Here is an 11,955-nt window from a genome sequence, read left to right as displayed (position 1 = left end):
CATGGCTGCCAGAACCCTGACTTTTTCCATTTTCCGCCACGACCCGCAAGGCGGCGGCCAGCCCGTCATGCAGGACTACCAGCTGGAAGAAACACCGGGCATGACCGTGTTTATCGCGCTGAACCGCCTGCGCGAGGAACAGGACCCGTCGCTGCAGTTCGATTTCGTTTGCCGCGCCGGCATCTGCGGCAGCTGTGCGATGGTGATCAACGGCAAGCCGACCCTGGCCTGTCGCACGCTGACTGCCCGCTTCGACCCGCCGCACATCACTCTGCTGCCCCTGCCGGGCTTCGAGCTGATCGGTGACCTGTCGGTCAATACCGGCAAATTCATGCGCGCACTGTCCGAGCGGCTGGCCGCCTGGCTGCACCCGCAGGACGGTGCAGTCGACCTGCATGCGGTCGAGGCCAGCATGGACCCGGACCTGGCCGACCGGCTGTACGAGGCGGAACGCTGTGTCGAGTGCGGTTGCTGTATTGCCGGCTGTGCCACGGCGCAGATGCGCGACAGCTTTGTCGGAGCGGTCGGCTTCAACAAGGTCGCCCGCTTCGCCCTCGACAGTCGCGACAGCCGCTCGCTGGATGATTTCTACCATGTGATCGGCAGCGAGGATGGCGTGTTCGGCTGCATGTCGCTGCTCGGTTGTCAGGACAACTGCCCGAAAGGCATCGACCATGCCGGCCAGATTGCCTATCTGCGCCGCAAGCTGGCGTTCAGCCGCAAGGTGTGGCGATTGTTTCCGGCCTGACAGCGCAACCGGCCGGCTTCCGGCCGGCGTCAGACCATGGATGACCGGCGGTCCTGCGTCGCCGGTCCACGCCCGGCGGACAGCGCCGGAGTCCGTCTCCCGCGTGCCAATACCGGGTTAGCCCCGTGACAGGTCAGCTGCTATTCTTTCTGCATAAAGCCCAGCGATTGCGAAGCGACTTCTTGCACCGGGAAATGAGCGTACCTCGCCATGGTTCTACACTTCTTCCAGAGCATCACGCTCATCCTGGCGCTGTGCTGGCTGCAATCGGTCAACACGCGCTTCTGGCGCGGCCGTTCCGTTCCCGCCCAGGTCACGTCCGGACTGCTGTTCGGCGCGACAGCCATCGTCAACATGCTCGACCCGATCTGGCTGGCACCGGGAGTCTTTATCGATGCGCGGCTGGCGGTACTGGGCATGGCCTGCGTATTCGGCGGCCCGCTGGCCGGTTGCCTTGCCGTCTCCATGGCGGTCGCCTACCGGCTGGAGCTGGGCGGCGCCGGCGCCGTTCCCGGCGCGGCAGGCATGCTGATCACCGCCCTGCTCGGCTTTGCCTACCGCCATGCGCTGTCCCGGCGCTGGGTGCGGGGCGGTGCTCCGCAGATGCTGGGTTTCGGCTTCCTGATCCACCTGCTGGCGCTGTTCCTGCTGCTCGTCCTGTCCGGCCTGGCCCCGGTCAGCGTGCTGATCCTCAGCATGACCCTGACGCTGCCGGTCGTCACCCTGATGCTGGCCCTGCTGCTGCAGGACCTGCAGCAGCGCAGTCAGGCCAGCTCCGCGCTGGAGGAAAGCGAGGCCCGCATGCGGGCCATCACCCATGCGATTCCCGACCTGCTGCTGGTGCTGGACGAGGATGGCCGCTATCTGGATATCGTGTCACCGGTCCAGCACCGGCACCTGCTGTATGACGATGCGGCAAGGCTGCAGGGACGGCGCATGCACGACGTGCTGCCCACGGCCAAGGCCGACCGCCTGCTCGCCTTTGTCCGCCAGTCACTGCTCAGCAGAACGCCGGAAGCCATCGAATACACGCTGGACATCGGTGCGACCCATCGCACCTTCGAAGGCCGCGCCCAGGCACTGGACATCAATCTGGACGGCCGCAAGGCCGTGGTGATGGTGGCGCGCGACATTACCGCGCACAAGGCGGCCGAGGCCGAGATCATGCAACTGGCCTTTTTCGACCCGCTGACCGGCCTGCCGAACCGCCGCCGGCTGATCGACCGGCTGACCCAGATGCAGGCTCGCAGTGCCCAGGACGGGACCTTCTCCGCCCTGCTGTGCATCGACCTCGACGACTTCAAGAAAATCAATGACCTGCGCGGCAGCGCCGCCGGCGACCAGATGCTGCAGCAGGTCGCGTGCCGGCTGGAGAGCTTCACCCGCGAGACCCATAGCGTGGCTCGCATGGGCGGGGACAAGTTTGCGGTCCTGCTCAGCGGGCTGTCGACCGTGCGCGAGCAGGCCCATAGCGCCGCCAGTCTGGTGGCCGGCCAGTTGCTGGAAGCCCTGCGCGCACCGTACCAGCTGGGCCCGAATGTGCAGTTCAGCAGCGGCAGCATCGGCATCGTGCTGTTCAATGAAACCTTTTCGGCCAATGAGCTGCTGCAGCAGGCCGATCTGGCCATGTATGCGGCCAAGGATGCCGGCAAGAACACCTGGTATTTCTTCGTGCCGGCCTTCCAGGAGGCCGTCAATTCCCGCCTGCGGCTGGAAGAGGAAATCCGCCAGGGCCTGCTGCGCGGCGAATTCCACGTTCATTACCAGCCGCAGTTCGACGAACGGGGCCACCTCGCCGGGGCCGAAGCGCTGGTACGCTGGCAGCATCCCGAGCACGGGCTGATGATTCCGGGTCACTTTATCGGGGCAGCCGAGCAGGCCGGGCTGCTGCAGCAACTGGACCACTGGGTCCTGGTCGAGGCCTGCCATCAACTGGCAGCCTGGAGCGGTCATCCGGTCATGGGCAGTGTGCCGGTGTCGGTCAACATCAGCGCCGTCCAGCTGCACCAGGGCGATTTTTCCACCCAGGTCATGGGCGTGCTGGCCGAGACCGGCGCGCCGGCGAACCTGCTGATGCTGGAACTGACCGAATCGGTACTGGTGCGCGACATGGCGCTGGCCATCGCCCACATGGAGGCCCTCAGGGTCCACGGCGTGCGCTTTGCGCTCGATGATTTCGGCACCGGCTATTCATCGCTGTCCTATCTGCAGCAACTGCCGCTGGACGAGCTGAAAATCGACCAGTCCTTCGTCCGCAGCCTGCCTGCCGATACCGGCAGCCTGGTCATTATCCGCGCCATCACGGCGCTGGCGGAATCGTTCGGCTTCGACGTGATTGCCGAAGGCGTGGAGACGGACGCCCAGCACACATTGCTGGCCAGCAATGGCTGCCGGTACTTCCAGGGTTATCTGTTCGCCCAGCCGATGCCGGCGGAAGCCCTGACCACCCTTGCCACCACCCTGCCCCGGAACGAGAGACACGCTGCCGCTAGCGGCATTCGTCGGCGCTGACCGCGTTGTCCAGCGGCAGCAGTACCACCTGCTCACCCTCGGTCTGGATACGCCTGACGGACAGTTCGCAGGTGCCGTGGGCAAAGGACAGATCCATGGACGCTTCGTAGTCGGCGCCCGCTTCCGGCACGAAACTGCGTGCAATGTTCTTGCAGTAATAACCGCTGACATCACGGAACGAGGTCAGTACCGTCAGCGGCTCCCCTGCCGCCACGCTGTATTCCTTGAAATAGGCCTTGGACAGCATGCCGCTCCGGGCGGACAGGTTGCGGGTCGCAGGGCTGTCCGGCATGCCGATGCGGGTGTTCGAACTCGCCCCCAGCAGTGACAGGAAGGCATCCCCCGCTCCACCGGACACCACTTCCGCGCCGCCTGAGCCAAACAGGCCGCTCTTGTAGCAGGCGCTGTTGCGGTAGAACTTCACGCTGATGCCATTCTGCCCGAACAGCCGGATTCGGGCGCTGGCAGCAGCATCCGGCACGGGGGAGGTATCTGCCCGTGCCATCGCGGACAGCGCCAGCAGACCGGTGGCACACAGAGAGGCGGCCAGGGCGGCAGCGGAAATCGGGAGCAATGTCATGCGGATGCCTCATTCACTTTGATTCAGGTAATGGATCCATTATATCCCATGTGGATTTTTCATCCGCAGGCACGTGATGGCGCAGCGCTTGCTGCAATATTTGCCCCTCATGCTGGCGGGGCAGCCATCGTCATCCACCAGCAGGAAAGGCCCATGATGAATCAAGCAAACAGCCCGCACAGCATTCCGGCCAGCCAGGTGCGCCCCGGTCCGCACTGGGTTCGGACCGCACCGGACAAGGACTGGTTCATTCTCGATATCCAGGTCCCGGAGCGCTTGCTGTACGGCATGGCCCAGGCCGAGTACGTACCGATCCGCAAGCCGGGTTGCGACACCTGACGGACGGTCGATTTTTTCCCGTTTTTTCAGTAGGCTGAATATTGATAATAAATTATCAGGCGTCTACTCTGGTCTGGCACCGCATGAACGGTCGAGAGGAGGACGCATGCCACTGGAAAGAGCCCTGAACGAATTCAAACGCGCCGAAAGTGCCTTCAGGCAAACCTGTGCCACGGAGGTCCTGACCAGGCAGCATGACGTACTGGCCCTGCAGGAAAGCTTCAGTGATGCCATCACCGAGCTGACCCGCGTGGTTGCCGAACAGCTGCGTGCGGAAATGGCGAAAAAGCAATGACAATGGCCGCCAGTCACTGGCGGCCATCTGGCCGTCCATGCCCCCGCCGCATGGATGGCAGCTATTCGAGTGGCGCCTCGCAGAAGCGGTCGAAAGCGGCGGCATCCGCGCCCAGCCCCTGCTTCCGCGCCAGCTCCCACGGACGCTCGCAACGATCCGTTCGCGCGCACCACGCATAACCGGCCGAGCCGATACAGCCATGTGAATCCCGATCCGACCCCGGCATTGGCTTCTGCTGCTCGGCGGCCATCCCCGCACACCCGCCCAGCAGCACGGACAGCAGCAGCGGCCATTTGCGCCAATCGTTCATGACACCCTCCATTCACGGTTCATCCCGGGTTGCCTGCACATAGAGCCACAGCAGGAACTGGCAAACGTTCAGCAGCACATAATAGATAGTGCCAACGTTGATGACGCCACGCAGCAACAACACCCACATCTCCCGCATGCTGCCGGGCGGCAGCCACTGGGCCAGCCGATAGCATGCAATGACGATGCTGACTTCCAGCACCATCCTTTTCGACACCACCCGCTCCTTGCCACTCATCACCACCGCCTCCCGCCTCCATCCGGACAGCGCGTTTCACGCGCGGACCGCTGCCACCAACGCCCGGATGCAAGGGTAACCGGCACGCCGGCCCAGGGCCAGAGGGGTGATTCAGCCCGCCGCACGTGATGTCGGATGAAAAATTATTCTCTTTCCATCAGCCCGGATCGGATGTCCGGTGCGAATGGTGCTGAACAGGAAGGCATTCCTGTCCATCTCTCCGCAGATCTGCACGCCAATGTCATAAATTTTGCAATTTAAAATCAATGATTTGAGGCATTCAGGTTTATTTCGCCATTCCAAAAGCATTTCGATGAAAAAAAATATTCAACGTAGGGTTTTGTCTGCCGCGTTCAGGCCGATAAACCAGTGAGCAGACGGCGAATCGGAACCGGGCCGTACCGGCCGACGGAGACCGGTGACAAGAAAACCGCCATTCGCCGGGTGACATGGAGGACGGGGGCCCACTCCCGCACTCGCAATCCTGATACGCATAGACTTGCAAGGTGACTGAATGAAAATCTCGACCAAACTGTACGGAATGACCCTGATCAGCCTGATCGGCCTGACGACCATGCTGGGGACGCTGTATATGCAGATGCGCGAGCTGGAAGGACACGTTGTGGATGCGACGCAAAACGCCATGCCATCCATTATCGCGGCGGAAGAAGTCAAGACGCGCTACCTTGAGGCGCGCCGCCAGGGGGCCCTGCATACCGCCGCCCAGGATGCCGCGAGCAAGCAGGAAGCCAAAGCCGAGATCCAGAAAAACGTCGACCAGCTGCTGAAGGAACTGGACAGCTACAAGGCCACGCTGGCCACCAATGACGAAGACCGTGCCAATACCGATGCCACCATCGCCGCCGTGAAAAAGTGGCAGCAGCTGATGGACACCTTCCTCGCCCTGTCCGACAAGGGCACGGCCGAAGGCAGCGCGGCCGCTCTCGAATTCAGCAAGTCGACCGTTTCCCCGGTCGCCACCGAGGCCTACGCCGCCATCGACAAGATGGTGGAATTCAACAAGCAGCAGGGCACGCAGGCAGGCAGCGATGCGATTGCCGCGGGCCAGAGCGCAAAGCAGGCGCTGATGGCGCTTGGTGTCCTGCTGCTGGCATTGATCACCGGTGCCAGCTTGTGGGTGGCGCTGAGCGTCAAGCGTACCCTGAGCCAGCTCGACCGGAAAATTGCCGAGATCACCAGCGAACGCAATCTGACCCTGCGCGTCGACGACAGCGGCAAGGACGAGATTGCCCATATCGCCGCACGCTTCAACCAGTTGCTGCAGATGCTGCAGACCAGCTTCGTCGAGCTGACCCGGATCGGCCAGAGTGTCGGCGGGCATGCCTCGGAAGTCGCCAGTTCGTCGGTGCAGATGTCACAGGCGGTCGAACAGGTCAGCGAATCGACCTCCAGCATGTCGGCCGCGGTCGAACAGATGACGGTCAGCGTCAACCATGTGGCCGACCGCTCGGCCCAGGCCGACCAGAGCGCCCGTGAAGCCGGCGAAGAGGCGGCCATCGGCGCTGCCGTCATCAATGACACCATCGGCATGATCCGCAGCACCTCGGACAGCGTCAAACACGCGGCCACCCAGATCGAACAGCTGAAGGAAAAGACCACGTCGATCGGCACCGTGGTCGGCGTGATCAAGGACATCGCCGAACAGACCAACCTGCTGGCACTGAATGCGGCCATCGAAGCCGCCCGTGCCGGCGAAACCGGCCGTGGCTTCGCCGTGGTCGCCGACGAGGTGCGCAAGCTGGCCGAACGCACGGCGATCTCGACCCAGGAAATCACCGGCACCGTGTCGTCGATGCAGAGCGATGCGAATCAGACCGTGACCTCGATGCAGAATGTCGTGAGCCAGGTCGAAACCGGCATGGCTGCCGCCAACCAGGCGACCGAAGCCATCCAGCGCATTCTCGACCGCACCGGCGGCACGGTCGGTCAGATCGCCGAGATCTCGCACTCGATGCGCGAACAGTCGATGGCCAGCACCAATATCGCCCAGCAGATCGAGCGCGTGGCGCAGATGGCCGAAGAAAGCCATTCCAGCTCGCAGAACAACTCGGCCACCGCCGCCAACCTGAACGAACAGGCACAGCGGATGCTGACCACCATCGCCCAGTTCAGGGTCTAGCCAGCGCCATCCCGGCCGGCATGCCCGTCACGGCCCGGTCTCCCTTGCGGGAGGCCGGGCCGCTGTCATCAATGGCGAACCGCCCCGCCCAGAAAACCGGCGAACAGGTTCTCGGCCTGCACGCGCGTGATCTCGCGAATCGCTCCGGCTTTCAGCAGATGTCCGCAGTGGGTGCAGACAAAGCTGCCCGCCTTGTCCGCAGGCTTGAAGGTGCTGCCCTTGCACACCGGGCAGTCGATGGGAGTATTGGGCTGGGTAGCCATGGACATTCCTTTCAGAGAGGGATAGTCGTATGTCATCTACAGTCTATGCCATCCATGAAAATTTTTTCCCGCTTTTTGCCGCAATGCGAAATGTTTTTCCATGGCGATGCTGAAATGGTGCCGGCGCCGGACCCGACACGCGCCCGGCCCCTCATTTTGTGCTTCTGAACAGCCGTTCCCGCAGTGAAACCGGGCGGGCCTCAAGGTCGCATTCGTCGACGATAACCCTGGCCCCATAGCTGTCCTGCGCTGCGCACAGAACCGGGCAGGAAAACCCTTCGATCGCGATGGCGTTTTCCAGATAGACCAGTTCGGCACCCGACTCCACATGCACGACCCGCTCACCTTGTCTGAAGCGCCTCATTCCCGCACCTGATTCCTTGCTGATGACACAGCCCTATGGCACTTACAATTGATAGTCAATTTACATAAGCAGTACAATATTCTATTCCGTTGCCATGACCGGATCGGGGTGGCCTGGCGTCCGTTCCACGTCCGGCGGAGAGGCAGGCCGCCATGGGTCCACATGGGTCATCACGTTCAATACCGGATGGCGTTGCAGCACGCGCTGCCTGGCAAGCACGGCAATGTCGTGCCCTTCGGCCACGCTCTTGCCGGCATCGACTTCGATGTGGACGTCCACGACAATCATGTCGCCCATCTTCCGGGTACGGACATCATGGATATCGTGCACACCGGGCGTTCCGGTCAGCGTCTGCCGGATGGCCTGCAATTCCTGCTCGTCCACCGCATGGTCCATGAGGTCGTGCAGCGCGCTCCAGCCGAACGTCCATCCCATCCTGGCGACCATCAGCCCGACGATCAGGGCGGCAATCGGGTCCAGAATCGGGTAACCGGCCAGATTGCCGATAATGCCGATGCCAACCACCAGTGAAGACGCCGCATCGGAGCGGGCATGCCAGGCGTTGGCCACCAGCATGCTGGACTTCACTTTCCTCGCAGCCGCCAGCATGTAGCGGAACAGCAGCTCCTTCGCCAGCAACGCCCCTCCGGCGGCATACAGTGCAATGATGTGCACCTGGGCCACGGTTTCCGGCGCCTCCAGCTTGCGCACGGCCGACCACAGCATGCCCACGCCCACCGCCAGCAGCAGCAGGCCAAGGACCAGGGAGGCCGCAGTCTCGAAGCGCTGATGACCATAGGGATGCCCTTCGTCCGCCTCCTTCTTGCTGTGGTGACTGGCAAACAGCACCACGAAGTCGGCAACCAGGTCCGACAGCGAGTGAATCCCGTCGGCAATCAGCCCCTGCGACCTGGCCAGGATGCCCACGCCGACTTGCGCGAGCGTCAGGCACAGATTGACGACGACGCTGACCCAGGTGCTCCTGGATGCCACGCGGGCCCGTTCGATCAGCAGCCCGGGGGAAACTTCGGTGTCATCGCGGATATTTTCAAAATGCATGGTCTGTATTCTGTTTGATATTCAGTTAAAAATGGCATGGGGCATTTCCAAGTCTATCCAGCCAATACTGAAAGCAGAATGAATGGTTTATTCGATCCATTCACGGTAATTGATAATGAAATTCGATTTGCAGCGCTATGTCATGGAAAATTCGTCAGGTGATAATCATTCACGGCCATAAACACACTCATTCTCACCTTTGATCCGCGATTCCCGTTTGCCCGATGCTGAACCCGGAGCGCAATATTGACGGCGAGATCATGCAGAAAGGCGGTTTGGCATGCCGATGACCGTAGCCCGGCTTCACCAGATACTTGGAGACCTGATCGCCGCGGGCCACGGCCAGCGGCCGGTATGCATCAACAAAGCCACGTTCCGCCCCCCGGGCGGGCAGGAAGGCTCCGTCATTCTCGATGTCGGCAGCGCAAGCGGCCCGGAGTGGGTGCCGACCAGAGACGATAGTGACTGCAATCCGTGGCGGCAGGACAGCAATGAAGCCGGCCGCCGTGTCGTGGTGCTGAGGGGGCTGCATGAATAAGCGGCGGACCGTGCACAAACAAAACGGGAAGGCCTCGAACTGCACAGCTCGCAGTCGAGGCCTTCCCGGTCCCCACGGATGCGTTTTCAACGCGGGGGCACTCCCAATATAGCAGGGTTCCGGCCTGATTCAAGAAATGTCAGCCCTGCTGCCGGAGAATGTCGCGCGAATGTTTTCTCCGGGATGGATGCCCGGTTTTATCCGGTCCCGGATGGCCCGCGCAGCAAGACGCGACAACCGTCGGCAAACAGCCTGACGATGCCCCGCGGCTCAGAGCGGGCCGACAGCGACGGGAGCACGCAAGTCGACGAGCCGCTGCGCTCCGACGCAGCCCGGGCACGCCCGACCGGTGCGGAGCGGTCAGCCGCCACGCCGACTTGACGGGGCCGTCGACAAATGGATAGTGGAGACTGCATCGGCATATAACGCAATGGTATGCTGGCGGTGATCTTCCACCGGCATCCGGCCCGGTTCGCGGCAGAACGGGCAGCCCACAGGACGGGCGGCATGCCGGCGCAACACTAGACAGAATAAGGCTTTGGTACTGCATATGCTTCTGATGATCGACAACTACGACAGCTTTACCTTCAACCTCGTCCAGTACTTTGGCGAGCTGGGGCAAGAGGTCGAGGTGCATCGCAACGACGAGATCTCGCTGGACGAGATCGCGGCGAAAAAACCACAGTTCCTGGTCGTGTCGCCAGGTCCCTGCTCTCCGTCCGAAGCCGGCATTTCCGTGGCGGCAATCCAGCGCTTTGCCGGAGAGATCCCGATCATGGGCGTCTGCCTCGGTCACCAGAGCATCGGCCAGGCGTATGGCGGTCGCGTGGTTCACGCGCAGACGCTGATGCACGGCAAGACCTCGCCGGTGCATCACCACGACGTCGGCATGTTCCGGGGCCTGCCGAATCCGGTGACCTGCACCCGCTACCACAGCCTGGTCATCGAACGCGACACCCTGCCCGACTGCCTCGAAATCACGGCCTGGACCGATGACGGCGAAATCATGGGCGTACGGCACAAGACGCTGCCGATCGAAGGCGTGCAGTTCCATCCGGAATCGATCCTGACCGAGCACGGCCATGCGATGCTGCGCAACTTCCTTGAGACCTTCGGCTGATGCGCGCCCTCCTGTCCGCCCTGGTGCTGGTACTCGGCGCACCGCCGGCCCTGGCCTCCGCCTGCCCGTCCGGCGAGCTGCATGACCCGGTTAGCGGGCATTGCGTCAGGCTGCAGCTGGACCCTGCCCCCGCTGCCGCGGCGACGCCGGACACGGCCTCGCCACTGAGCCGCAGCCTGGATGCGCTGTCGGCCCCGCGCACGGCCGCCGATGCACCGGCCGACTGCAACCCGCATACGCCGCAGGGCCGGGCTGCCTGCGCCGGCCAGCCGGGCTACAGTCCGCTGATACGCAGCGCCCCGCCCGGTGATGACAATCGCCCGGCCATTGCCAACTGCCTGAACGACCTTGAAAAAGCCAGCGGCCGCCCCGACGCCAATGCGTTGCGGCTGGCGTGCGGTCACTGAACCCTGGATTTCCGATGATTACCCACCAGCAAGCGCTGAACCGTCTGATCGACGGCAATGAACTGTTCTTTGATGAAATGGTCGACCTGACCCGCCAGATCATGCGTGGCGAACTGACGCCGCCGCAGATCGCCGCCATTCTGGTCGGGCTGCGGGTCAAGGTCGAAAGCGTGTCCGAGATTGCCGCAGCGGCCACGGTCATGCGCGAATTCGCGCTCAAGGTGCCGGTCACCGATCGCGAACACCTGATCGACATTGTCGGTACCGGTGGCGACGGTGCCCACACGTTCAATATCTCCACCACCTCGACCTTCGTCGCCGCCGCCGCCGGTGCACGCGTGGCCAAGCACGGTGGCCGTTCGGTGTCGTCCAGCTCCGGCAGTGCCGACGTGATCGAGGCACTTGGCGTCAACCTGCAGCTGCCGGCGGAAATGGTTGGCCGCTGCATCGACGAAATCGGCATCGGTTTCATGTTTGCGCCGAACCACCACACGGCGATGAAATATGTCGCGCCGATCCGCCGCGAACTCGGTGTTCGCACCATTTTCAACATCCTCGGCCCGCTGACCAACCCGGCCGGCGCACAGAACCAGCTGATGGGCGTGTTCCACCCGGATCTGGTCGGTATCCAGGCCCGGGTGCTGGCCCAGCTTGGCGCCGAGCATGCACTGGTGGTCTACGGCCAGGACCGGCTGGACGAGATCAGCCTGGTGGCGCCGACGCAGATCGCCGAGCTCAAAAACGGCTGGATCCGCGAATACGTGTTCGATCCGCGCGAACACGGCTTCCAGTTGTGCGAAGCGGAAGCGCTGCGCGCCGACAGCGCCGCCGCCTCGAAGGAAATCCTGCTGCGCGTACTGGACAACGAAGCCGGTCCGGCGCGCGATATTGTCTGCCTGAATGCCGGTGCGGCCATCTACACCGCCGGCGTTGCCGACTCGTTCGATACCGGCATCGAACTGGCGCGCGAAGCACTGGCCAGCGGCGCAGCCCGGGAAAAACTTGACCAACTCGTCCGGCGCAGCCATGAATTAGCGGCATAAT

At 62.9% G+C, this 11,955-nt stretch carries 15 protein-coding genes; 9 read left to right on the top strand and 6 right to left on the bottom strand.

The window, feature by feature from the left end; genetic code table 11:
• Position 1 precedes the first annotated feature (1 nt).
• Positions 2–748 (top strand): fumarate reductase iron-sulfur subunit, encoded by a 747-nt coding sequence (locus Q352_RS0112925; RefSeq protein WP_028499709.1) that lies wholly within the window; start codon positions 2–4, stop codon positions 746–748.
• Positions 749–958: 210 nt separating this feature from the next.
• Complete coding sequence (locus Q352_RS21030; protein ID WP_051528935.1) at positions 959–3,259, top strand: EAL domain-containing protein; 2,301 nt, start codon at positions 959–961, stop codon at positions 3,257–3,259.
• Here the strand turns inward: Q352_RS21030 and Q352_RS0112915 are convergent.
• Entirely contained in the window at positions 3,237–3,839 is a 603-nt protein-coding gene (locus Q352_RS0112915; RefSeq protein WP_028499708.1) for a hypothetical protein, read from the bottom strand. The genes Q352_RS21030 and Q352_RS0112915 overlap by 23 nt on opposite strands.
• 153 nt (positions 3,840–3,992) lie before the next feature.
• Here Q352_RS0112915 and Q352_RS0112910 point away from each other — a divergent pair, with 153 nt between their 5' ends.
• Positions 3,993–4,178, top strand: coding sequence for a hypothetical protein (locus tag Q352_RS0112910; protein WP_028499707.1), 186 nt, complete (start codon positions 3,993–3,995; stop codon positions 4,176–4,178).
• A 106-nt stretch (positions 4,179–4,284) separates the two neighbouring features.
• Positions 4,285–4,473 (top strand): hypothetical protein, encoded by a 189-nt coding sequence (locus tag Q352_RS0112905; RefSeq protein WP_028499706.1) that lies wholly within the window; start codon positions 4,285–4,287, stop codon positions 4,471–4,473.
• 61 nt (positions 4,474–4,534) lie between these two features.
• Here Q352_RS0112905 and Q352_RS0112900 read toward each other — a convergent pair whose 3' ends face one another.
• Together Q352_RS0112900 and Q352_RS0112895 are read right to left on the bottom strand one after the other, a co-directional pair.
• The gene (locus Q352_RS0112900) at positions 4,535–4,783 is read right to left on the bottom strand and encodes a hypothetical protein (protein WP_028499705.1); all 249 of its coding nucleotides are present in this window, start codon (positions 4,781–4,783) and stop codon (positions 4,535–4,537) included.
• A 12-nt stretch (positions 4,784–4,795) separates the two neighbouring features.
• A complete protein-coding gene (locus Q352_RS0112895) occupies positions 4,796–5,020 on the bottom strand; it encodes a hypothetical protein (protein ID WP_107889917.1) in 225 nt (74 codons plus the stop codon).
• A 514-nt stretch (positions 5,021–5,534) separates the two neighbouring features.
• Between Q352_RS0112895 and Q352_RS0112885 the strand changes: the two genes are divergently transcribed.
• Positions 5,535–7,160: a methyl-accepting chemotaxis protein gene (locus Q352_RS0112885; RefSeq protein ID WP_028499703.1), complete on the top strand. Its 1,626-nt coding sequence runs from the start codon at positions 5,535–5,537 to the stop codon at positions 7,158–7,160.
• Positions 7,161–7,228: 68 nt separating this feature from the next.
• On the opposite strand, the gene Q352_RS0112880 is transcribed toward Q352_RS0112885, so the two are convergent.
• The 3 genes from Q352_RS0112880 to Q352_RS0112870 all read right to left on the bottom strand — a co-directional run bounded on the left by Q352_RS0112880 (position 7,229) and on the right by Q352_RS0112870 (position 8,846).
• Positions 7,229–7,423, bottom strand: coding sequence for an ECs_2282 family putative zinc-binding protein (locus Q352_RS0112880; protein WP_028499702.1), 195 nt, complete (start codon positions 7,421–7,423; stop codon positions 7,229–7,231).
• A gap of 151 nt (positions 7,424–7,574) precedes the next feature.
• Positions 7,575–7,787 (bottom strand): hypothetical protein, encoded by a 213-nt coding sequence (locus Q352_RS0112875; protein ID WP_028499701.1) that lies wholly within the window; start codon positions 7,785–7,787, stop codon positions 7,575–7,577.
• Positions 7,788–7,868: 81 nt separating this feature from the next.
• Positions 7,869–8,846, bottom strand: coding sequence for a cation diffusion facilitator family transporter (locus Q352_RS0112870; RefSeq protein ID WP_028499700.1), 978 nt, complete (start codon positions 8,844–8,846; stop codon positions 7,869–7,871).
• A 280-nt stretch (positions 8,847–9,126) separates the two neighbouring features.
• On the opposite strand from Q352_RS0112870, the gene Q352_RS0112865 reads away from it, so the two are divergent.
• From Q352_RS0112865 to trpD, 4 genes are all read left to right on the top strand, one after another.
• Positions 9,127–9,384 (top strand): hypothetical protein, encoded by a 258-nt coding sequence (locus Q352_RS0112865; protein WP_028499699.1) that lies wholly within the window; start codon positions 9,127–9,129, stop codon positions 9,382–9,384.
• Between the two features lie 550 nt (positions 9,385–9,934).
• Entirely contained in the window at positions 9,935–10,504 is a 570-nt protein-coding gene (locus Q352_RS0112860; protein WP_028499698.1) for an aminodeoxychorismate/anthranilate synthase component II, read from the top strand.
• Positions 10,504–10,911, top strand: a complete 408-nt coding sequence (locus tag Q352_RS0112855) for a hypothetical protein (RefSeq protein ID WP_028499697.1) — start codon at positions 10,504–10,506, stop codon at positions 10,909–10,911. The genes Q352_RS0112860 and Q352_RS0112855 overlap by 1 nt, the downstream gene beginning before the upstream one ends.
• 14 nt (positions 10,912–10,925) lie before the next feature.
• Complete coding sequence (trpD, locus tag Q352_RS0112850) at positions 10,926–11,954, top strand: anthranilate phosphoribosyltransferase (RefSeq protein WP_028499696.1); 1,029 nt, start codon at positions 10,926–10,928, stop codon at positions 11,952–11,954.
• Position 11,955 lies beyond the last annotated feature (1 nt).

The sequence above is a fragment of the Microvirgula aerodenitrificans DSM 15089 genome (assembly GCF_000620105.1).
GTDB lineage: Bacteria > Pseudomonadota > Gammaproteobacteria > Burkholderiales > Aquaspirillaceae > Microvirgula > Microvirgula aerodenitrificans.
Note: the sequence above shows the minus strand (reverse complement) of the source record. Positions and strands in the feature narration are given on the sequence as shown.

Excerpts from the sequence above, each read along its gene's own strand:
- Q352_RS0112925 (WP_028499709.1), top strand. The coding sequence starts at position 2 with ATGGCTGCCAGAACCCTGACTTTTTCCATTTTCCGCCACGACCCGCAA.
- Q352_RS21030 (WP_051528935.1), top strand. The coding sequence starts at position 959 with ATGGTTCTACACTTCTTCCAGAGCATCACGCTCATCCTGGCGCTGTGC.
- Q352_RS0112915 (WP_028499708.1), bottom strand. The coding sequence starts at position 3,839 with ATGACATTGCTCCCGATTTCCGCTGCCGCCCTGGCCGCCTCTCTGTGT.
- Q352_RS0112910 (WP_028499707.1), top strand. The coding sequence starts at position 3,993 with ATGATGAATCAAGCAAACAGCCCGCACAGCATTCCGGCCAGCCAGGTG.
- Q352_RS0112905 (WP_028499706.1), top strand. The coding sequence starts at position 4,285 with ATGCCACTGGAAAGAGCCCTGAACGAATTCAAACGCGCCGAAAGTGCC.
- Q352_RS0112900 (WP_028499705.1), bottom strand. The coding sequence starts at position 4,783 with ATGAACGATTGGCGCAAATGGCCGCTGCTGCTGTCCGTGCTGCTGGGC.
- Q352_RS0112895 (WP_107889917.1), bottom strand. The coding sequence starts at position 5,020 with ATGAGTGGCAAGGAGCGGGTGGTGTCGAAAAGGATGGTGCTGGAAGTC.
- Q352_RS0112885 (WP_028499703.1), top strand. The coding sequence starts at position 5,535 with ATGAAAATCTCGACCAAACTGTACGGAATGACCCTGATCAGCCTGATC.
- Q352_RS0112880 (WP_028499702.1), bottom strand. The coding sequence starts at position 7,423 with ATGGCTACCCAGCCCAATACTCCCATCGACTGCCCGGTGTGCAAGGGC.
- Q352_RS0112875 (WP_028499701.1), bottom strand. The coding sequence starts at position 7,787 with ATGAGGCGCTTCAGACAAGGTGAGCGGGTCGTGCATGTGGAGTCGGGT.
- Q352_RS0112870 (WP_028499700.1), bottom strand. The coding sequence starts at position 8,846 with ATGCATTTTGAAAATATCCGCGATGACACCGAAGTTTCCCCCGGGCTG.
- Q352_RS0112865 (WP_028499699.1), top strand. The coding sequence starts at position 9,127 with ATGCCGATGACCGTAGCCCGGCTTCACCAGATACTTGGAGACCTGATC.
- Q352_RS0112860 (WP_028499698.1), top strand. The coding sequence starts at position 9,935 with ATGCTTCTGATGATCGACAACTACGACAGCTTTACCTTCAACCTCGTC.
- Q352_RS0112855 (WP_028499697.1), top strand. The coding sequence starts at position 10,504 with ATGCGCGCCCTCCTGTCCGCCCTGGTGCTGGTACTCGGCGCACCGCCG.
- trpD (WP_028499696.1), top strand. The coding sequence starts at position 10,926 with ATGATTACCCACCAGCAAGCGCTGAACCGTCTGATCGACGGCAATGAA.